Origin of the sequence: Gimesia sp. (assembly GCF_048260065.1) — a bacterium.
GTDB lineage: Bacteria > Planctomycetota > Planctomycetia > Planctomycetales > Planctomycetaceae > Gimesia.
The window spans coordinates 90914-111830 of record NZ_JBLXHC010000006.1; the positions used below are offsets into that span (position 1 = coordinate 90914).

Consider the following 20917-nt stretch of genomic DNA (forward strand, 5'->3'; position numbering starts at 1 on the left):
TAAAATAACCCCGCCAGCAATTCACTGGCGGGGTTATTTTTTGAATTCAGCACATTACTTTTCGGGTGGTGCTTCCAGAGTTTTGATAAACTCCAGCAGATCAGCCATCTGTTGAGGAGTGATCTCTTTCTCCAGGCCGTTGGGCATCAGAGAAACACCATTGGACAGCAGCGTATCGATATTATTCCGCAGGATGATATCTTCCTTGCCTTCAGCTCTGCGAATGGTGTAGCTGGTTGCAGTTTCAGCAGCAATAATCCCTGTGTACAACTTCCCCTGCTCCGTCACAATCGTATAAGCATTATAATTCGACTGTGCCTCACGACTGGGGTCCAGAATCGCAATCAACAGGTCATTGTCAGACTTATTCTTGGTGGTTGCCAGATTCGGACCGACGTTATGTCCTTCCTCCCCCACCTTGTGGCAGGCAGCGCAATTCTTCAGGTAAACCTTCTTACCATTGACTGCATCCCCCTTGAGTTCCAAAGCAGTTTCATAACTGCGAACAATCTTGGCACGGTCGCTGTTAACTTCACCGCCGACGACCTTCTGTGCCCGCTGGCGAATCCCCTTGTCTGGATGATTCAGCAACAGATCCTTTTTGTCGCGTGAAAGCTCATTCAGCTTAACCTGCTTAGCCTGGATCGCCTTTAACAGACTGTCAATGCGTGCGGAAGACCCCAGCAGTGCATCAACGACATCGGCACGTACGGCAGGACTGAATGCAGACCAGTTTTCTAACAGCGCACCACTGACTTCCGGATGATCCATCCGTGATAACGCTTCTACAGCAGCTGTCTGAATTTTGGGCGAGGACCGTGGATTCAGAACTTCTGCTAATACTTCACCGCCGGCACTGAAATCAAAAAATCCCAGCAGGCGAATTGCGGCCACCCGTTCAGCAATCGGCATCTCTTCATCTTCTGCAGCCGTGACTGCAACGGAAACCATTTTCTCAAATTGCTCTTTGACGGCGGGGTCCAGCTGTTTGTCTTTAAGTAAAGTTGCCAGTGAAGCCCCACGGCGTCCCAGACCTTCTCCCAGCGCACTCAATACCAGTTGCTTCTGAGCCAGTAGAATAGAATCATTGGAAATGTATTCTAGCACAGATAATGCATCAGCAGTCTCCTGTTTCGCTCCTGCGATTCGCAGCAGTTCGGTCACCAGCGAGCGTTTGCTGCCGGAAAGATTGCTCGAAGATGCTTTGAGAAAATTCACAGCCAAAGGACCGGCAATGTCTGCAGAAGAGGTGAGAACCGCTACCTGCATATCGCCATCGTAAACCGGAGAATTGACCAGTTTCGTCAGCCCGGTAATCGCGGTCTGTTTGTCGAATTCTCCCAGCGAGAAGGCCAGCTGCAGCTGAACCCGATACTCGGGATCATCGACCAGCGCCAGCACTGCTTTCGCCAGTTCCGAATTACCCTGAGCCTGTTTCTCGGACAGGTGGATCGCATGCTCCCGGATGCCCGGCTCTGGATCTTTCAGTGCTTTCAGCAGCAGCTCAGCGTCCAGAGCATTCAGTCCGTCCAGTGTCCACAAAGCATGTAGACGCGCCAGTGGTTTGTCAGAGTGATTGAACAGTTTCACCAGATGGGGAATCGCCGCTTGATCCTGACGTTCCCAGATCAGACGCTGTGCGGTTTCCCGGTTCCAGCTGTTGGGAGATTCCATCTGCAGCACCAGTTCTTCCACAGGCATACTACCCAGTTTCTGCACTGGAAAGACCTTATTATTCGGGCCCAGCAGTCGATAGACCCGACCACGATCGTGACCGCTTTCCAGATCGAGATGACGCTTGATATCCTCAGGAATCGAGAAGGGATGCTCGATCGTTTCCCGGTACATATCCAGCACCCACAGCGTTCCATCCGGTGCATTCACAAAGTTCACAGGTCGGAACCAGTTGTCCGGAGAAGTCACGAATTCGGTATTCTCATCGGCCCGTGCAGCGACGTAGGTCGCTCCTTTTGAACCCATCGTCTTACGGTGAATCAGGTTTCCGCCAACATCGCCGATGAAGGCATTGCCCTGGTATTCTTTGGGATACGCGCCTCCCCGGTAGATCGTCACCCCGGTTGCCGATGTGAAGAAGCCGGTCGCCACCAGTTCGGTTGGTGAAAGACGCTTGCGGAAATTGGGATCAGCAGCACGACGGGCGGTACGAACGACACGATAAGGCTCTGGAGGACTTTGACGATAAACGGGAGCAGCAGCCCCTTTCAGAGCGGCAGTTCGTAATACGCCCGGCACTGCCAGATAAGCATTCCGTTTCAGATAATGACTCGGGTAAACCACGTGTTGAATGTGGTTGCTGTTATTGCAGACAAAGCGGTTACCCCAGTCGTCCATCGAATGCCCGAACTGGGATCCCCCGGAAACCGGTTCCAGTTCCTGTGTTTTCGGATTCATTTTCAGGTCGCGGCGGCCTGCAGGAATGACCTCTTTGCCATCTTTCAGAATGGAACCGCCATTCGTTCCCCCGGCAAAATAAATATGGTTGTCCAGGCTCCACTTCATATTGTTGGCGAGCCCCTGAACGTTGTTTGTCTTCAGACCGGTAAATACGGTCTTCCGGATGTCCGCTTTATTGTCGCCATCGGTATCTTTGAAATAATAAATGTTGGGCGGAGCGATGACATACACGCCACCGTTGTAACAGCAGACAGAAGTCGGCCAGGTAATCTTGTCTGCAAAGACAAAGCTCTTGTCCATTTTCCCGTCACCATCCGTATCTTTCAGCAGACGAATCACACCCGCTTCTTTTCTGACGGGACGATCGAAGTAATCGGGAACCTGATCGGGCAGATAAGGGTAGCCTCGCATCTCCGCCACAAACATCTGGCCGTTTTCATCAAAACAGGCATCCACCGGATCCATCACATCAGGCTCTGCTGCCACCAGATCCAGTTTGAAACCGTGTTCCAGCTTGAAACCGTTCAGAGTCTCTTTCGGAGGCGTCGCTGGAATCCGTTTGAGTCGTTGCGAAAGATCGCCTTCGTTCTCAAGTGGTTTCTGGGCGGTGGCCTGTGAAAAATAACCGGCGCTCACCAGCAACAGGAGCGATAAACTGCCTGTGGCCAGGCAGAACAGACGTCTCTTGGAAACCGAACGCATCATTCGACTTTCTCTTTCAGCAAAGACATGATTTCAGGAGGGAGGCAGCTGCGTCTTCAAAATCCGCAGATTTCGAAATCCCACCGGGCAAAATGCAGCATGACACGCCCAGACAGCCGATCCGACAATTATAAAGAACATTAACGAATACGTTCTACCATATCCTGACTGACAGGGAAATCAAGTCCAGATCAGTCGAATTGCAGAACTCGGCGCGCAGTCATGCCTTCTACGTCAGCGCTACTGGAATCTGTGGGGAACGAGAAATTATTCCCACTCAATCGTGCTCGGCGGCTTGGAACTGATGTCATAGACGACCCGGTTGATGCCTCGCACGTTATTGGTAATCCGGGTCGACATTCGTTCCAGAACCTCGTGAGGCAGCGGAGACCAGTTCGCGGTCATGAAATCGTCTGTCTCGACGGCGCGAATGGCGGCAACATCCTCATAGGTGCGACCATCTCCCATCACGCCCACCGAACGAATGGGCAGCAGGACGGCAAATGCCTGTTTTGTTTTGCGATACAGATTTGCCTTATGCAATTCTTCGATGACGATCAGGTCGGCTTCCCGCAGCACTTTCAGACGTTCTTCGGTCACTTCACCCAGGCAGCGTACCGCCAGGCCGGGACCGGGGAAGGGATGTCGGTAAATCAGTTCGTCGGGCAGTCCCAGTTCATGGCCCATCTGCCGGACTTCGTCCTTAAACAGTTCGCGTAGCGGTTCGATCAATTCAAAACCCAGCTTTTCAGGTAAACCACCTACGTTATGGTGTGACTTGATGGTTGCCGCAGGTCCATCCGGGTTGGCCCCCGATTCGATCACATCCGGATACAATGTCCCCTGAGCCAGAAATTTGGCATTCTCAATGGAGGCTGCTTCCTTCTGAAAGACCTCGATAAACAGTCTGCCAATGATTTTCCGTTTTTCCTGAGGATCAGTGACCCCTGCCAGTTCAGATAAAAACAGGTCGCGTGCGTCAACCACATGCAGGTCGGTTTTGAAGTGTTCGCCGAAACGGTGTTCGACTTCGTCCGCTTCCCCTTTGCGTAACAGACCGTTATCAACAAAGATACAGGATAATTGAGAACCGATGGCACGGTACAACAGCGCGGCAACGACCGAGGAATCGACGCCCCCCGATAAACCGCAGATGACCTGCTTGTCACCCACACGTTCGCGAATGGTTTCGATTTCCTGCTCAATCAGATTGGAAATTTTCCAGGTCCCTTCGCAACCACAAACTTTTTGTACGAAGTTGGAGAGCAACAGACCACCAAATTCGGTATGCGTTACTTCGGGATGAAACTGCAGACCGAAAAAGGGTTTGCTGTGGTGTTTCACAGCGGCAAACTGACAGGTTTCGGTCGAAGCCAGCGATTCAAAATGTTCGCTCAAATTCTGAACCTGATCTCCATGGCTCATCCAGGCAATGAAATTACTGGGAACCCCTGAAAACAGATTGGAATGGTCCAGAACCTGGCTCGGTGTTCGTCCAAACTCACGAAATTCTCCGCCAGCAACTTCACACCCCTGAGAGAGACAGACCAGTTGCATGCCATAACAGATTCCCAGAATGGGAATCCCCAGATTAAAGATTTCCGGGTCAGGCTGGGGAGAATCCTCACCATAAACACTGGCAGGACCTCCAGAAAGGATAATCCCCTTCGGATTCAACTCGCGGATGCGTTCTGCAGACAGATCAGGACGGGCCAGTTGGCTGAAGACGTTCTGTTCACGTACACGTCTTGTGATTAGTTGAGCGGTTTGGGAACCAAAGTCCAGCACCAGGATTAACTCTTCCTGCCTGGTATCAATAACACTCTGGGGAACAGCATCCTGCTCAGAGACATTTGGATCAGTCATTACGTTCTCGGAATTTAGAATCAATCGTCAATTTCATGAGAGGCACTTGCGCCAAATCCTCTCAAGGGGGTGATTACGATTAAAATTCAGCCTGTTTTACATAGATTAGAACTGGTGTGAAAAGCAAACCGCTATCTTAACGATTCCATTTTTGAAATCCAATTCAGCACGCTCAATTCAGCCAACTAAAACAGGAATCTTTGCTATTCAGTCAAAATACAAAAGCTACGGAGTCTATGAGTTCAGTGATCACGAATTTCGTTCTTTCTCTTTTCGGCATGAGCAATGTTTTATATCTCAAAACAGCGACCAGAAAACAACTTACAGCAATAATGATATGTGATGAGCGTTTGAACCATTTCTACCGATCCGTCCGATAATTCCAGTAATAGCACAACTGCGGAAAAGTACCACTCGCCCGAAATGGTGTGCCTTCATCCATTTCAGGGCAGAATCAGCCAAGCGTCAGGAAGTCGGGGCTTTTCCTCTCTTTTTTATCTCGATCCCAGGAACCAATCACATGTTTTTCTCATGGAAACATCTTCTCTCCAGACACTGTCTGGCTCTGTTTGCAGGAACCACTATTCTGTTCGTCGGCGGCCAGGTGAATGCACAGGTTGTTCCTGGTACAGGGACCCGTATTGATGGCGCCTGGGATGACTTCGAAGATGAATCCTGGGAATACATTACCAACCTGCCCAAGAGCAGTACCAATGTCGATAAAGAAACCCGTTACCCCCTGGGACAGTCTTCAAACGGCATCTGGACCGAAAGCGCTAAACGCGGACAACCCGATGTAATCCAGCGCGTCCCCACCCCTGCGGGTGGCCTGCCCGGCAGTAAGAGCTCGCTGCTGATGAAATCACTGTATACCGGTGTCCCCGGACATGGCAGCAGTGGTTCGAACCAGGATGACCTGATCATGTCGGGTACCATGGTTTCCGTCGCCTACTCTCCCAGTGTTATCACACGCGTCTATCTTCCCCCCTTCGAAGAATGGGAAGACAAAACCGGTACTTCTTTTGGTTTTCGTACCGCTGTCAAAGCGCCGACGAAATCCGGTTCCAGCTCACGCCGTCGGTTCTTCCGCAGCAGCCCGTCCACCAAAATTGAGACGATCTACCTGGGCATGTTCATTCAGTTCAACAGCAAAACAGACAGTGCCAACGGCGAAGATTCAGCCGTATTCGTGGTCCGGGCAGACAGTTCCGGACAGGATTTCATCGGCCCTGAAATCAAGCAGACCGGCTGGTGGACGATCGGCATGTCTTTCACACCCGATGGACGGGCTCACTACTATGCCAAACCTGGTGTGGGACCTCTGACCCAGGCTGACCGCTTCGCTTCGCATTATCCATATGGAGCACCGGTCCAGTCATTCCACACTGCATTCTTCAATGTCTGCAATCAGGATAACGGACGGACCTGGTCCACTGAGTGGATCATCGACGACCCCGCGATGTATTACATCAGCCGCTAGTCGGTCCAGTGGATTTCAAACGTACGAAGTTTGAAACAAATCAGAAGAATTCGTCAACGGCATACTCCCTCAGGGTATGCCGTTGATGTTTTTACGCTTATGATATTTTGCGTTCGCCCCGGCGTCTGATACCCGTTCAATCTCATCTCTTGTTTTGGATCCTCTGATGTTCGAGAATAAAATTAAAACACTGACTGCTCAAGGTGATGTTGCTTTAGGAGTGGGGATGCCAGATGCTTCGGAAATTCTGGCGAAGCTTTCCGTCGACACGGGAATTGATTTTTTGTGGATTGACCTCGAACATCGCCCGTACGGCATCAACGAAGTCAAAAATCTCCCGTTGATTGCCCGCAGACAGGGTTGCATGCCCATGATTCGCGTACCGGGACTGGACCCGATGTACTTCAAAAAAGCCCTGGATATCGGTGCCAACACGATCATGGTTCCGCAAATCAATAATGCGGAAGAAGCAAAACTGGCCGTTCAATATGCCAAATATCCTCCCGAAGGGACGCGTGGCGTATCTCCTGACTGGGTGATGTTCCTGGATTACACCTTCGATGATTACCTGCCTTACGCCAACCAGGAAACCGCGATTGTTGCCCAGATCGAGTCACCGGAAGGCATCGAAAACATCGAAGAGATTGCCGCGGTAGACGGCATCGATGTCGTCTTTGCCGGCCCGATGGACCTGTCAGCATCACTGGGCATCATCGGACAGATCCAGCATCCCGAACTGCAGAAATTACTGGCTGATTTCCCCAAACGGGTCGCGAAAGCCAACAAGCCAGCGGGCATCACTTTCGGCGATCTGGATCGCTGTCGCCAGGCCATCGATGAAGGTTATCGCTTCGTGAATATCGGCTCCATCGCTTCACTGGGTGCCAATGGTATCAAATCTGTCCTGCCTGAACTGCGGGAACGGGCCCGGAAATAATTCCGAGAACAGAGCCAACTCCTCTGGAACACATAAACACAAATTGATACAATCGTTCCCAAACCAGCTCAAAACGATATCAGGTTAGTGCGGGAGCGAGTACAGCATGTTGACACTCTTGGGACCGGATCACGGTAAGGGATCTTTCTGCGATCGGTTAACGCGACGCAGTTTTCTGCAGATCGGCAGCCTGGGACTTTCCGGGCTGACACTGCCGCGACTGTTACAGGCCGAAGCCGGGAATCCTTCTCAGAAGCGACAGAAGTCCGTCATTATGATCTACCTGGTCGGTGGGCCTCCCCACCAGGATATGATCGATCTCAAACCGGAAGCGCCAAAAGAAATCGCCGGTCCCTGGCGACCGATTGCCACGAATGTTCCCGGGATTGAAATCTGCGAAGCATTCCCGCGACTGGCACAATCGATGGACAAAATGGTCCTCGTCCGTTCGATTGTCGGTTCACAAAGCGGCCACGACGCCATCCAGTGCTTCAACGGCCATGATCCCCGCAAACCGACGCCCCAGGGGGGCTGGCCTCAATTTGGCTCGACTGTCGCGAAACTGCAGGGCCCCTATGTCGAATCGGCGCCCCCCTTCATCAGCCTCTGTTACCCCTGCACTCACGGGCCGTACAATGAACCGGGCCCCGGATTTCTGGGATTGTCCCAATCTCCTTTCCGGCCGATGGGACCGACCCGACATGACATGGTCTTGAACGGCGTCTCGCTGGAACGACTGGCCGATCGTAAACAACTGCTGCAGGGAATTGATAACTTCAAACGGGAAGCAGATGCCTCGGGAATGATGACCGGTCTGGACACATTCACTGAGCAGGCCATGGGGGTCCTCACTTCATCCCAACTGGCTGAAGCGCTGGACCTGTCGAAAGAAGACCCCCAGACCGTCGCCCGTTATGGAACCGGCGATCCCACCAAATTCATTGACAGTAACGGCGCCCCCCGCGTCCCGCAGAGCATGCTTGTCGCCCGTCGCCTGATTGAAGCAGGTGCCCGCGTAGTAACCCTCAATTACAGCAAATGGGACTGGCATGGCGGCAAGAACAATTCCATCTTCAAACGGGAAGCTGAAGACTTCCCTGTCTTCGACCAGTGTGTGAGCGCGCTGCTGGAAGACCTGCATCAGCGCGGGCTGTCTGATGACTGCACGGTCGCGATCTGGGGGGAATTCGGCAGAACCCCCAAAATCAGTGCCCAGGTAGGCCGCGATCACTGGCCGCGCGTCAATTCAGCCATTCTGTTTGGTGGTGGCATGAAAACCGGTCAGGTTATCGGTGCGACGGACAGACTGGGAGGCGAAGCCGTCGACCGCCCGGTCACATTCCCCGAACTGTTTGCCACCCTCTATCACAACCTGGGGATCGAAACGGAACATACCACAGTCGACGATTTCAGCGGGCGTCCGCAGTATCTGGTCGAAGGGCACGCCCGACCGTTACCCGAGTTGATCTGATACATTCTCAATCAATTCTCTCCTCTTGAGGTGTACAGCCGATTAAAACTTGAATCGCTGTCTGCGATCGGGTTAGAATTACTGCTGGTAATCTTTAGAGAATACTCCCTCCATTGAAGTGAGGCACAGCGTATACCACAGTGTCTCAACAGGCTTCAGCCAGATCATTACCCAAACACCGTAAAAGAAACCGGCGCATGAAGCAGTTTATTCGCATCACATCTCTGGTCTTAGTCCTCATCGGTTTGAGTCGCTTTACGAACTCTGCCGAAAAGACAGATCAAACAGCAGATGCTGCCCCCCGTTTTACAAACGAGCAACTCGAATTCTTCGAAAAATCAATTCGCCCCCTGCTCGCCGAACATTGCTACTCATGCCACAGCGGTCAGGCGAAACGCCTGGAAGGGGGATTGAGACTGGATGCCCGCGCGCTGCTGCTGAAAGGCGGCGACTCAGGACCGGCTGCGGAACTGAACAAACCACACGACAGTCTGCTGATGCAGGCGGTCCGCTACGAATCGTATGAGATGCCTCCCGATACACGACTGAAGCCCGAGCAGATCGCAGCACTCTCCCGCTGGGTGGAAATGGGGCTTCCCTGGCCTGACGAAAAAATACCTGCTGCGTCCGATGCCACTCAAGAGTTTGATCTGCCAAAACGCAAGCAGGAACACTGGGCCTGGCAACCTCTGAAGCAGGTGAAACCGCCCACCGTCCCGCAGAAACACGGGGCAACGCATCCTGTGGACCAGTTCATCCTGGCAAAGCTGGAAGAAAAACAGCTGCATCCGAGTTCTCCTGCAGACAGGCGTACGATTCTCCGCCGTCTCTGTTTCGACCTGACAGGACTGCCTCCCACACCAGAGCAGATTCAGCATTACCTGAATGATTCGTCTCCTGATGCAACAGAAAAAGTAGTCGATCAGTTACTGGCCTCTCCCCGGTTTGGCGAACGCTGGGCACGGCACTGGCTCGATCTGATGCGTTATGCAGAATCCCGAGGCCACGAGTTCGACAACGATGCCCCCAATGCCTACCAGTATCGTGACTATGTAATTCGCGCCCTGAATGCCGATCTGCCTTACGACCAGTTTGTTACAGAACACATTGCCGGCGATCTCCTGCCGCAACCACGCCTCAATCCCGAATCCCAGTTTGATGAATCCGTGCTGGCGACTGCATTCTGGTACCTCGGCGAATGGGTGCACTCACCCGTCGATATCCGCAAAGATGAAACCGACCGTTTCGACAACGCGATTGACGTCATGACCAAATCGTTTCTGGGCATGACCGTCTCCTGCGCTCGCTGTCATGATCATAAATTCGATGCAATTTCCACAAAGGATTACTACGCCCTGTATGGTTATCTGCAGAGCAGCAATTACCACCAGGTCCGATTTGAATCGAAAACACAGAATCAGAAAATCGCGAAACAGCTTGAACAACTCGATCAACGGCAGCAGGAAATTCTCAAAGCAAAAATCAAACCGGCTTTCAGTGAAGGCATTCAAAACTTCTCGAAATACTACTGGGAAGCCAAAGCGCTGGCAGAAAAATATCCAGCAGAAGACACAGCTGCCCTGCAAACAGATCTGCAGCAGAAAGCAAATCAGGGAAAACTCTCGCCTCAAATTCTGAAGAACTGGGTGCGCTTTCTCAAATCAAACCCGGATCAGAGCCAGCTGATGTCACTCCGTTTTATGCTGGATTCAGACAAGGAATCCACACTCTTACCCCCTTCACCGTTTGCAAAAAAACAATCTGACAAACCGGATGAACGCATCATCATCGATTATGCACAGTCAGCCCCGGAAGAATTCATTACAGATGGATTTATCTTTGGCATGGCACCGCGCTCACGAGGAACGCTGGTGCTTGAATCGTCCGATACGCTTCCCGTTCTACTTGCACAAACCGAATGCGCTGCCCGGCGTGATCCGCTCTGGAACGATCTGGTGGATACGAAGTCACCACAACTGAACCAGAAAAACAGACTGCGGTCCTACCCCCGTGCCGGCAGAACCCTCCGCACTCCGACATTCGAAGTCCAGGGAGCAGTCAACTATCGAGTAAAAGGAGACTGCTGGGTTTATGCCTGCGTCGATTCCCACCGACTGCTGTTTGGACCTTTGCATGGCTCCACACTCAAAAAAGTGCAAGCCAGTCCCGACGGTAAGCCGGTCTGGGTCACTCACGATCTTTCCCGCTACAAAGGACATCGCGTCCATCTCGAATTCACGCCCATCGATCAGTCTCCCCTGGAAGTGTATCAGGTCAGACATGGGGCGCCTCATCCGGAACCTGACCTGACAACCGTCAGCCTGACGGGCCCCAAAGTGCCGCTTGCATTGGAAACCGCGTTTGACGAATTTGTTTCCGGTAAACCTGATCCGACATCTCAGTCAGTGGCCCTGGTCAACTGGGTGCTGCAACATCCCGATCTGTTCTCTGAACCACAGAGTCCCGCCAGGCAGGACCTCAAAGCGGGAATCGAAGACTGGCAGCAGCAGCGGGATACGTTGAAAAAATCGATTCAGACCGCATCCCAGACCGCGATGGCCATTATGGATGGGAGTGCCGAAAACGATCACGTCCTGATTCGAGGCAGCCATCAGAATACCGGCCCCGTAGTGGAACGCCGCTTTCTGGAAGCGCTGGGAGGGGCTTCACCCGGAATCAAAGCTGGCAGCGGTCGCCTGGAACTGGCTGCCGCAATCAATGCTCCTGAAAATCCACTCACACATCGCGTGATCGTGAATCGCATCTGGGCGCATCTGTTCGGGCGTGGCATTGTTCCCAGTGTCGATAATTTCGGCGTACTCGGAGAACGTCCTTCGCATCCCGAACTCCTCGATTTCCTGGCTTTGAAGTTTCTTGAAGAGGGGCGCTCTCTCAAGAAGATGATCAAATATCTGGTGCTGACGCAGACCTACCAGCAGTCGAGCAGCACCATACAGGATGTCGCGGAAATTGATCCCGATAATGTGCTGCTTCACAAAATGCCTTTGAAACGTCTGGAAGGGGAAGCCATCCGCGATGCATTGCTGCAGATTTCGGGTCGACTGGACGAGACCCTGTATGGCCCCTCCATTCCCGTGCATCTGACGAAATTCATGGATGGCCGCGGCAAGCCTCCTGTTAACGGCCCCCTGGATGGTGCAGGCCGACGATCCATTTATATTCAGGTCCGTCGCAATTTCCTGTCACCGATGATGCTGGCCTACGACACTCCCAGTCCGTTCAGCACCATGGGCCGTCGCAATGTTTCCAACGTCCCCGCACAGGCATTGATCATGATGAACGATCCGTTTGTCCTGCAGCAGGCGGAACTGTGGGGCAAACGCGTGCTGTCGGAATCGGAATTACAGACAACGGAAGACCGCATTCGCTGGATGTATGAATCCGCACTGGGCCGACTTCCTGCGCCTGAAGAATTGCAGACAGCGCGAGAGTTTATCGAACAACAGACGAAATCAAACCCTTCCGATTCAGAGCAGGCCCGTATCTGGTCTGAACTGGGACATGTGATCTTCAATCTTAAAGAGTTTATCTACCTGTTTTAGGTTTCAGAAAGCCGACAGCATGCACTGTGGAAATTTCCGACATCAGTTTACGCGAAGAGAGATGCTCACCCAATGTGCGAACGGGTTCGGCGCAGCCGCACTGACTGCCCTGCTGCAGGATCGTGGCTTCGCCAGCGAATCAACGGGCAAAACACACTTCCCCCCCAAAGCCAAAAATGTGATCTTCCTGTACATGGATGGCGGCCCTTCCCAGGTCGATACCTTCGATCCCAAACCGATGCTGTCGAAATTTAACGGGAAAAGTCCCGGCGATTTTTTTAAAGTCGAAGCCACCCAGTTTGACAACGTCGGCAAAGTGCTGGAAAGTCCCTGGAAGTTCCAACCGTACGGCGAGAGCGGCATCCCCGTCAGCGATCTCTTCCCTCAGATCGGCTCCTGTATTGATGACATGGCCGTGATTCGCTCTGTCGTCTCTCAATTTCCGGAACATACTTTTGCCAATTATTTCCTGCACACCGGCAGTGGCCTGCAGGGACGTCCCAGCATGGGGGCCTGGGTGAATTATGGTTTGGGAAGTGAGTGTCAGGATCTACCCGGCTTTGTAGTCATCAACGGGGGACTGATTCCTCCCGGCGGACTCGACTGCTTTAACAGCGGTTTTCTCCCCGCCAGCTTCCAGGGTTCCGTCTTCAAACCGGGAGGCAGCGGAATCGCCAATGTGGAACGGCAGGAAAAATCGAGTCAGACCCAGATTCAAAAACTCAAACTGATGAAGCAGTTGGATCTGCTCAAACAGCGGGAAACCGGCGTCCACGATGAAATTGATTCTGCCATTTCGAATTACGAACTCGCGTATAAAATGCAGATGGCCATCCCGGATCTGATGACTTTCACCAGTGAAAGCAAATCCACGTTGGAGCTGTATGGTTTCAATTCTGAGTATGAGCCCACCCGCACCTACGCAGCGGAATGCCTGCTGGCGCGAAGACTGGTCGAACGGGGAGTCCGCTTTGTGGAGCTGACCTGTCCGAACGTCAAAGGGGACCGCTGGGATCAGCACAGTAACCTGAAGCGGGACCATGAAAATAATGCCCGCGCCGTCGATCAACCGATCGCCGGACTGCTGAAAGACCTGAAACAGCGCGGTCTGCTGGATTCGACCCTGGTGATCTGGGGAGGCGAGTTCGGCAGAACCCCCTTTGCACAAGGTACGAACGGGCGGGATCACAATCCCTTCGGGTTTACCATGTGGATGGCTGGGGGCGGCATTAAGGGGGGCACGATCTATGGTGCCACCGACGACTGGGGCTACAAAGTAGTCGAAAATCGTGTCGAGATTCATGACATGCATGCCACCATGCTGCATCTGCTGGGGCTGGAACACACGAAATCCACGTTCCGTTTTGGTGGACGCGACATGCGTCTGACTGACGTGCACGGGCATGTCATCCATGACGTCATCGCTTAAGCGGGCAGTACTCTCATCTGGTTGCATTTTTTAATGAGGCGCTCACATGGTCAAACGCTGGCAAGCTCTCTGTTGTGTGATCTCGTTTTTTGTGCCCCTCTCCGCCGGGCAGCTGCACGCGGAAGACTGGCCCGCTTTCAGAGGACCTCTGGGAAATGGCATCTCCCAGGAAACCAATGTCCCGCTCAAATGGGACTCCAAAGAAAATATTCTCTGGAAAGCGCCGCTGCCTGCTCCCGGTAACAGCAGTCCCATCGTTTCGAATGGCAAAGTCTTTGTCACCTGTGCGGAAAACGAAGGTCGCAAACGGAGTCTGTACTGTTTCGACAGAACCAGTGGAAAGCAACTCTGGGTTCAGAGTGTCAACTATGACAAAGTCATGCCGACTCATAAGACGAACAGTTATTGCGGTTCAACACCCGCCGCCGATGGGAAACGGGTTGTTGTCTGGCATTCCTCAGCCGGGTTATTCTGTTATGACTTTACAGGCAAAGAACTCTGGAATCGCAAACTGGGTGAATTTGAGCACATCTGGGGCTACGGTGCTTCACCGGTACTGCATGCAGGCAAGATTTTTCTGCACTGTGGACCAGGCAAACGGGTTTTCATGACCGCCCTCGACCTGGAAAGCGGAAAAACTCTCTGGGAAACGGACGAACCGGTTGCCGGCGATGGTCAGTATAATGACGACCGGAAATACATGGGTTCCTGGAGCACACCCGTGATCGCAAACATAAATGGGCAAACGCTGATCATCTGCAGCATGGCGTTACGCGTGAATGCCTACGACCCGGCCACCGGTAAAATCATCTGGAGTTGCAGAGGTCTGCAAGGCAAAAAAGGGGACCTCGCTTATACCTCCCCCGTACTGGCAGATGAGATCTGTGTCGCCATGGGAGGCTTCAACGGTCCGGCGATCGGCTTCCGCATGCAGGGGAGTGGCGATATCACAGATGCAGAACGACTGTGGCAGAAAGAACCGAATCCCCAACGCATCTCAACCGGCATCTTTACGAACGGTCATCTCTTTATGGCCAACGCCGGTCCGAATCTGTTTCAATGCCTGAACCCGGAAACCGGGGAAATCGTGTGGCAGGAGCGATCCGGCGGAGCCGCCTGCTGGGGATCGATGGTCCTCGCAGACAAACATCTGTATGTCACCGATCAGAATGGAACGACGCACGTCTTTCAACCAAGCACGGCCGGGCTGGAAAAAGTCGCTGAGAACCCGCTGAAGGAACGCAGTAACTCTACGCCTGCGTTCTCAGACGGGCAGATCTTCATCCGAACGTTTCAACATCTCTACTGCATCGGAAAATGAGAGGCTGAAGCCTGTCATGAAGGCAACAGAACCGGTTTCAGCAGGTTGGTCGAACTCTGGATTTACCAGAGTTCGATTTCCAGTTCGAGTTCGACGCCAAACTTTTCAGAGACGGTATTCTGAGCCAGATTGATCAGATCGAGTACGTTTTCGGTGGTCGCGTTCTCATCGTTGATGATGAAGTTCGCATGCCGATCACTGATTTCGGCACCGCCGATGCGTGTCCCCTTGAGACCAGCCTGTTCAATCAATGCCCCCGCGTGCATGCCACGCGGATTTTTGAAGATGCAGCCGGCCGACTGGTGAGTTAAAGGCTGATTCGCCTTTTTCATGATCCAGTTCTTTTTCATCCGGCTCGTGGTTTCTTCGGAATCGTCTGCAGTTAGTTCGAACACGGCTTCGATAATTGCCAGTTCATTGATACTGCTCTCACGATAGCTGAAGCTCAGTTCGTCTGCAGTGCGTACAAACTTTTCTCCGCGTGCGGTCAGAACTGTGACGGAAGTCACACACTGTCCGGTATCACCAGTATGACCACCGGCGTTGCCGTGCAATGCACCGCCCACGGTTCCTGGAATACCAACCAGGGATTCGAGACCTGCCAGGCCTGCTTTAACCGTTTCTGAAACCAGATTGGAGAGCAATGCCCCCGCGCCAGCCGTGACCGTTGTGCCATCGATGCTGATTTTGGAGAAATCGCCGGCATGAATGCGGATGACGGCACCCTGCACGCCGGAATCTTTGATCAGGATATTGGAGGCACCGCCAAAGACGCGTACCGGAATTTCATTCTCAACACAGCATTTAATCACAGCCTGCAGTTCATCTGCGTTGCGTGGTTCCAGAAAGAACTGGGCTGGCCCCCCTATTTTGAAATAGGAATACTTGGCCAGTGGCTCAGATAGTTTGAGAATTTCTTTGAAGTCTTCGATTGAACTCATGATGGATCCGATTTATTTCGCCCGCTCCCATAGTAATGATAATATCACCAGATTGAGCCTCAGTCTCTAAAGTTGAGAGCATCTGGTCAAGGGAACTGCTGAAACTGACCCAATCATTATGCAGAAGAATTCGTCGAACCAGCTCTTTTGAGGTTTCAACAGGCTCTTCAGCCAGCTTTTCGCGGGCTGCATACACGGGTGCAATCAAAACACGGTCTGCCAGCTTGAAACTACTGGCATAATAATCCATCAAAGCCTGTGTACGTGAAACCTGATGCGGTTCATACAGACACCAGATCCGACGATCCGGATATTCCTGCCTCAACATCTTTAATGTGGCCTGAATCGCTGTCGGATGATGTGCATAATCATCAAACAGGGTCATGCCTTTATAGGATCCCATCCGCTCATAACGACGGCGAATCCCGGGGAATTCGTAAATTCCATCCCGGATCTGCTCGGCATCGATCCCGGCGGCATGACAGAGAATGGCCGCGACCATCGCGTTGGAAACGTTATGTTTTCCCGTTTTCTGCAGCGAAATCTCGGAAAAGTATTCGCCATGGTGGAACAGCCTGAACCGTAATCCGAACGCCGTCGATTTTATATCGGTGGCCCACCAGTCCGCCCCTCGTTCCAGTGAGAAGGTTGAGATCTTTCCTTTACAGGCTTCTCGGAGCTTCTGTAATCCCATGCAGGTTGAGGGCAATACCAATGTTCCCCCCCTGGGAATCCGCGCGACGAACTCGGCATACGCAGTTGTCATATCATCCTGATTTTTAAAATAATCAAAATGGTCTGGTTCGATGTTGGTAATCGCGGCATAAAAGGGGAATAAGTTCAGAAAACTACGCTGATATTCACAACTCTCAGCGACAAACAGAGACCCTTCACCTGCCCAGCCATTCAGATTCTGGTTGCAAAGTTCGGCTCCAATCACCGCTGACGGTGCGACACCGGCGTTCTGCAGGATATATGCGGTCAGAGCTGTGGTTGTGCTTTTCCCATGTGTCCCGGCAATACAGACCCCCTGCTTCGATCGCATCAGATGCCCCAGCATCTGTGCATACGAAAACTGGGGAATTCCCATCCGTTGTGCAAATCGTCGTTCCGGATTCGCCAGACCAATGGCAGGACTATAAACCAGTACACTCGTTCCCTCAGGAACAAAACGCATGTCGTGCCCCTGATGCACGCGATAACCACCCGCACGCAGCGCAGGCTCGGTGGCCAGAGAGGGGCTTAAATCCGATCCTGTGACTCGACAACCGGCACTTGCCAGGTATTCTGCCAGGGCTTTCATTCCAGAACCGCAAATGCCTACCAGGTGAGCCGAAGCCGGCAAGGCAGATGATTCCAGACGTAGCCCGTCTGTTGACTGACTTTGCTGATGAGTATTCGCTTTTGACAGGATCATAATCGCCTTAATGTTTATCTGAAGTTCCCGATGATCTATCTCGCAGGGGGTCTTCCCAGACAAGTGGCAGGTCTCGGCTGGATCGGTCCGAAATCCTACGTCTCTAACTATCGGGAATCAGCGCGTTCTGAATCCATTGGTTATGACTTTTGTTTCGACTGGATAAACATTATCGAATAGCAAGATCCTGTTGCATCAAGCCGGTCGGCTGGTGAAAATTGATAAAACAGGAAGACTGGAGCAGGTTTTTATCCTGAACAGTCTGTATTCATCAATATCCTGTCAATTTTCGTAAGTTCTTATAATTCTTCTCCGGCTGCGATACAATGCATTATGCCTCGAAATGGAATCTGTCTGAAGAGCAGTTTTCAGGCATCCACCTCTTAACTCGATTCGATAGAATTCTTTTGCCAGGATCATCAGCATGTCGACATCCGATTTTGATATACAGGCCGCCCATCGATTCTTTGCGGCTGACAGCTTCAACAAGACATGGGAGTATCTGGAAAAACAGGACCGTGCTGCAACGGAAAACCTGGAGATGATCTCCGCCTGTCACGCTTCCTATTGGCACTGGCTGCAATTTGAAGGGCACACAGACGAAAATATTTCGATTGCGTACTGGCAGCTCTCGCGCGTGTATGCTGTGACAAATCAACCCAGCAATGCGTTCAGTTATGCTATGCTCTGCCTCAAGCTCTCTCAAGACAAACATTTAAGTCCATTCTGCCTTGCCTATGCCTACGAAGCGCTGGCACGCGCTGCTTCCATCTCCAATAAACCGGAAGAAGTGTCTACTTATGTGGAACAGGCTAAAAAAATCGCAGAATCAGATCTGAAAGGCGATGAAAAACAGCAATTGCTGGATGATCTGAATACAATATAAGAAGTCGATTCTCTGCCGATCACTTCAACCAACAGACTACCTGCTTGCATTTCACGATACATTTGCACCAATCATGGATAAGCTGAAACAACTCCTGGAATCCTACTTCGAGATCCCCGCCGCGGGTCCGGGCCAGGGTTCTGCCTGGAATTTTCAGTGGAATTCTCCCTGGCCTGGCTGGTTACCAGACTGGTTAGTGCTCCTCCTGGGCAGCGGGATTGTGTTTCTGCTGATCTATGCCTACCTGAAAGATACCGCTCATCTGAATTTGAAGAAGCGTCTCTTTCTGATTGGAATCCGGCTGACACTGTTTGCGATTGTCATTCTGTTCCTCACGCGTTTCACCTTGACCATTCATCGAACCGGCCTGCCTTTCGTTGCGGTACTGATTGATGATTCCGCCAGTATGGGACTCGAAGATGATTACGCGGAACTGTCCTCCGCCAGTGTAAGCAAACCGTTCCTGCAGGAGAGTCGGGGAAAAAACCGCCTGGATCTGGTGAAAGATCTGCTCCTCGAAAATGAAGCCCGCTTTTTGACGGAACTGCAGAACAAACACAAGTTGAGGTTATATCATTTTTCCGACGAATGCCTGCCTCTGGGTGAGCAGGGCCTGATCGACCTCCAGAATTACCAGCAGACACAGGAACTCTTAAAACAGCTGGAACCGGTGGGAAAAGAGACGCGTCCATTCCACGCCGTTCAAAAAGTGCTCAACGATTTTCGTGGAACTCCGCCGACAGCCATCATTGTACTCAGTGATGGAATCTCCAGCACCGGTGATCTCGATCTGCTGTCACGGGCAGGGGTTTTGGCGAAATCCAAACTGGTCCCCCTCTTTCCGGTAGGAGTCGGCAGCGAACAACCGGTTAAAGATCTGCAGCTGTACGATCTGCTGGTGGATGACGTCGCCTTCATCAACGACCCGGTCACCGTCTCTGCTAAAGTGAAATTCTTCGGTATTCAATCTGGTAACATGACGGTCAGTCTCAAGGAAGCACACACAGGCAGCCCGCTGGCGTCACGACAGTTCCCGATCAATACTCAGAAAGATCATCAGAAAATCGAGCTGACCTTCACCCCCACGAAACCCGGATTACTCGAATATGTCATCGCGGTAGAACCGGTGAAGGGGGAAGTCAATCTCAAGAATAATCAGCAGACGGGACAGGTGACGGTACTCGATCAGAAAATCCGTGTTCTGCTGGTCGACTCTGTCCCCCGTTACGAATACCGCTATCTCAAGCATCTACTGGAACGGGATAAAACTATTGAGCTTCGCAGCATTCTGCAGGAATCGGATCTGGAATATTCCTCAGAGGACTCCACCGCCCTCGATTATTTCCCCGTCAAAAAAGAAGACCTGTATCAATACGATGTCGTTATTCTGGGTGATGCCGACCCTGCCTACTTCAGCCAGGCCGTCTTTGAGAATCTTGACCAGTTCGTTCGCGAAAAAGGGGGCGGGCTGATCATGGTCGCCGGACCCCGTTTTTCTCCTCACGCTTATGCCAATACTGCTCTGGAAGCCCTGTTGCCTGTCGAGATTTCCAAAAACAGGCAACCCGCAGAATACAAACCGGTGATTGAAGGATTTCAACCCGAGTTGACCACCGAAGGACAGTTCAGCACTTCCATTTTTCGGTTTGCAGACAACGCTGAAGAAAGCCAGGCCATCTGGAATAACCTGCCTGAGCTTTACTGGTTTTATGCGGCAGATGAGATCAAACCAGGCGCTTCCGTTTTCGCCGTGCATCCCACACAAAAGGGAAAAAATGGTCAGAGAATTCCCATTATCTCAACTCAACGGGTCGGTGCCGGCAAAGTCATCTTTAATGCTTCAGACGACCTGTGGAGATGGCGCGATCTGGTAGGCGACCTTTACTATTCACGCTTCTGGGTTCAAACGATTCGCTACCTGAGCCGATCCAAACTCTTGAACCAGGAACAGGCAGTGGAACTGACACTGGACAGGAAGACTTATCAGCAGGGAGATACCGTTCAGTTTCGTGTCAAATTTCTCGATGAACAGCTGATTCCCGCCGATTCCAAAGATGTCACGGTCATGCTCGAACGACAGGGGGAGGCTTCGCGGCCTGTGAAGTTAACGCCTCTGGAAAAATCGCCCGGAATATTTGAAGGCAGCGTCTCAAACATCCCGGAAGGCGCTTACCACACCTGGGTCTCACAACCCATTCTGCAGGGCACGCCCCCCGCGGTAGATTTTCGTGTCGAAATTTCACAACGCGAACTGGTCAACCGGGATATGAATCAGTCTGACATGAAAAAAACAGCTCAGGAATCACGGGGAAAATATTTCCCGATCTACGCAGCAGATCAGCTTCCCCAGGCGATACCGGCAGGTCATCCTGTTCCGCTGGAAAATGAAGAACCGATTCCCCTCTGGAATCGCTGGGAATTCCTGATTCTGTTTACTTTACTGATCTCTGCAGAATGGCTGTTAAGAAAACGTTTTCGCTTAGTATAAT

At 52.0% G+C, this 20917-nt stretch carries 12 protein-coding genes; 8 read left to right on the forward strand and 4 right to left on the reverse strand.

The features are described from left to right. Positions 1-54: 54 nt before the first annotated feature. Both ACN0YN_RS13085 and guaA read right to left on the reverse strand, forming a co-directional pair. A complete protein-coding gene (locus ACN0YN_RS13085; RefSeq protein WP_417385463.1) occupies positions 55-3120 on the reverse strand; it encodes a PVC-type heme-binding CxxCH protein in 3066 nt (1021 codons plus the stop codon). Between the two features lie 264 nt (positions 3121-3384). Continuing rightward, positions 3385-4983 (reverse strand): glutamine-hydrolyzing GMP synthase, encoded by a 1599-nt coding sequence (gene guaA / locus ACN0YN_RS13090; RefSeq protein WP_417385464.1) that lies wholly within the window; start codon positions 4981-4983, stop codon positions 3385-3387. Between the two features lie 520 nt (positions 4984-5503). On the opposite strand from guaA, the gene ACN0YN_RS13095 reads away from it, so the two are divergent. The 6 genes from ACN0YN_RS13095 (at position 5504) to ACN0YN_RS13120 (ending at position 15184) form a co-directional block, all read left to right on the forward strand. Continuing rightward, positions 5504-6463 carry a hypothetical protein gene (locus tag ACN0YN_RS13095; RefSeq protein WP_417385465.1) on the forward strand — a complete coding sequence of 320 codons (960 nt, stop codon included), beginning with the start codon at positions 5504-5506 and terminating at the stop codon, positions 6461-6463. Positions 6464-6629: 166 nt separating this feature from the next. Further along, positions 6630-7400, forward strand: coding sequence for an HpcH/HpaI aldolase family protein (locus tag ACN0YN_RS13100; protein ID WP_417385466.1), 771 nt, complete (start codon positions 6630-6632; stop codon positions 7398-7400). Positions 7401-7506: 106 nt separating this feature from the next. Continuing rightward, a complete protein-coding gene (locus tag ACN0YN_RS13105) occupies positions 7507-8871 on the forward strand; it encodes a DUF1501 domain-containing protein (protein ID WP_417385467.1) in 1365 nt (454 codons plus the stop codon). 197 nt (positions 8872-9068) lie between these two features. Further along, complete coding sequence (locus ACN0YN_RS13110; RefSeq protein ID WP_417385468.1) at positions 9069-12434, forward strand: PSD1 and planctomycete cytochrome C domain-containing protein; 3366 nt, start codon at positions 9069-9071, stop codon at positions 12432-12434. 19 nt (positions 12435-12453) lie between these two features. Then, positions 12454-13863 (forward strand): DUF1501 domain-containing protein, encoded by a 1410-nt coding sequence (locus ACN0YN_RS13115; RefSeq protein WP_417385469.1) that lies wholly within the window; start codon positions 12454-12456, stop codon positions 13861-13863. A 46-nt stretch (positions 13864-13909) separates the two neighbouring features. Next, on the forward strand, positions 13910-15184 hold the full coding sequence (locus tag ACN0YN_RS13120) for a PQQ-binding-like beta-propeller repeat protein (protein ID WP_417385470.1): 1275 nt from the start codon (positions 13910-13912) through the stop codon (positions 15182-15184). 62 nt (positions 15185-15246) lie between these two features. On the opposite strand, the gene murB is transcribed toward ACN0YN_RS13120, so the two are convergent. Beyond that, on the reverse strand, positions 15247-16125 hold the full coding sequence (gene murB / locus ACN0YN_RS13125) for a UDP-N-acetylmuramate dehydrogenase (protein WP_417385471.1): 879 nt from the start codon (positions 16123-16125) through the stop codon (positions 15247-15249). Next, a complete protein-coding gene (murC, locus tag ACN0YN_RS13130; protein WP_417385472.1) occupies positions 16082-17542 on the reverse strand; it encodes a UDP-N-acetylmuramate--L-alanine ligase in 1461 nt (486 codons plus the stop codon). The genes murB and murC overlap by 44 nt, the downstream gene beginning before the upstream one ends. Before the next feature lie 424 nt (positions 17543-17966). Between murC and ACN0YN_RS13135 the strand changes: the two genes are divergently transcribed. Together ACN0YN_RS13135 and ACN0YN_RS13140 are read left to right on the forward strand one after the other, a co-directional pair. Then, positions 17967-18428 carry a hypothetical protein gene (locus ACN0YN_RS13135; RefSeq protein WP_417385473.1) on the forward strand — a complete coding sequence of 154 codons (462 nt, stop codon included), beginning with the start codon at positions 17967-17969 and terminating at the stop codon, positions 18426-18428. A 73-nt stretch (positions 18429-18501) separates the two neighbouring features. Beyond that, on the forward strand, positions 18502-20916 hold the full coding sequence (locus tag ACN0YN_RS13140) for a hypothetical protein (RefSeq protein ID WP_417385474.1): 2415 nt from the start codon (positions 18502-18504) through the stop codon (positions 20914-20916). The last annotated feature ends 1 nt before the right edge of the window (position 20917 follow it).

What these genes read in the sequence shown, in the direction of transcription:
- ACN0YN_RS13085 (WP_417385463.1), bottom strand. Translation starts at nt 3,120, where the DNA reads ATGATGCGTTCGGTTTCCAAGAGACGTCTGTTCTGCCTGGCCACAGGC.
- guaA (WP_417385464.1), bottom strand. Translation starts at nt 4,983, where the DNA reads ATGACTGATCCAAATGTCTCTGAGCAGGATGCTGTTCCCCAGAGTGTT.
- ACN0YN_RS13095 (WP_417385465.1), top strand. Translation starts at nt 5,504, where the DNA reads ATGTTTTTCTCATGGAAACATCTTCTCTCCAGACACTGTCTGGCTCTG.
- ACN0YN_RS13100 (WP_417385466.1), top strand. Translation starts at nt 6,630, where the DNA reads ATGTTCGAGAATAAAATTAAAACACTGACTGCTCAAGGTGATGTTGCT.
- ACN0YN_RS13105 (WP_417385467.1), top strand. Translation starts at nt 7,507, where the DNA reads ATGTTGACACTCTTGGGACCGGATCACGGTAAGGGATCTTTCTGCGAT.
- ACN0YN_RS13110 (WP_417385468.1), top strand. Translation starts at nt 9,069, where the DNA reads ATGAAGCAGTTTATTCGCATCACATCTCTGGTCTTAGTCCTCATCGGT.
- ACN0YN_RS13115 (WP_417385469.1), top strand. Translation starts at nt 12,454, where the DNA reads ATGCACTGTGGAAATTTCCGACATCAGTTTACGCGAAGAGAGATGCTC.
- ACN0YN_RS13120 (WP_417385470.1), top strand. Translation starts at nt 13,910, where the DNA reads ATGGTCAAACGCTGGCAAGCTCTCTGTTGTGTGATCTCGTTTTTTGTG.
- murB (WP_417385471.1), bottom strand. Translation starts at nt 16,125, where the DNA reads ATGAGTTCAATCGAAGACTTCAAAGAAATTCTCAAACTATCTGAGCCA.
- murC (WP_417385472.1), bottom strand. Translation starts at nt 17,542, where the DNA reads ATGATCCTGTCAAAAGCGAATACTCATCAGCAAAGTCAGTCAACAGAC.
- ACN0YN_RS13135 (WP_417385473.1), top strand. Translation starts at nt 17,967, where the DNA reads ATGTCGACATCCGATTTTGATATACAGGCCGCCCATCGATTCTTTGCG.
- ACN0YN_RS13140 (WP_417385474.1), top strand. Translation starts at nt 18,502, where the DNA reads ATGGATAAGCTGAAACAACTCCTGGAATCCTACTTCGAGATCCCCGCC.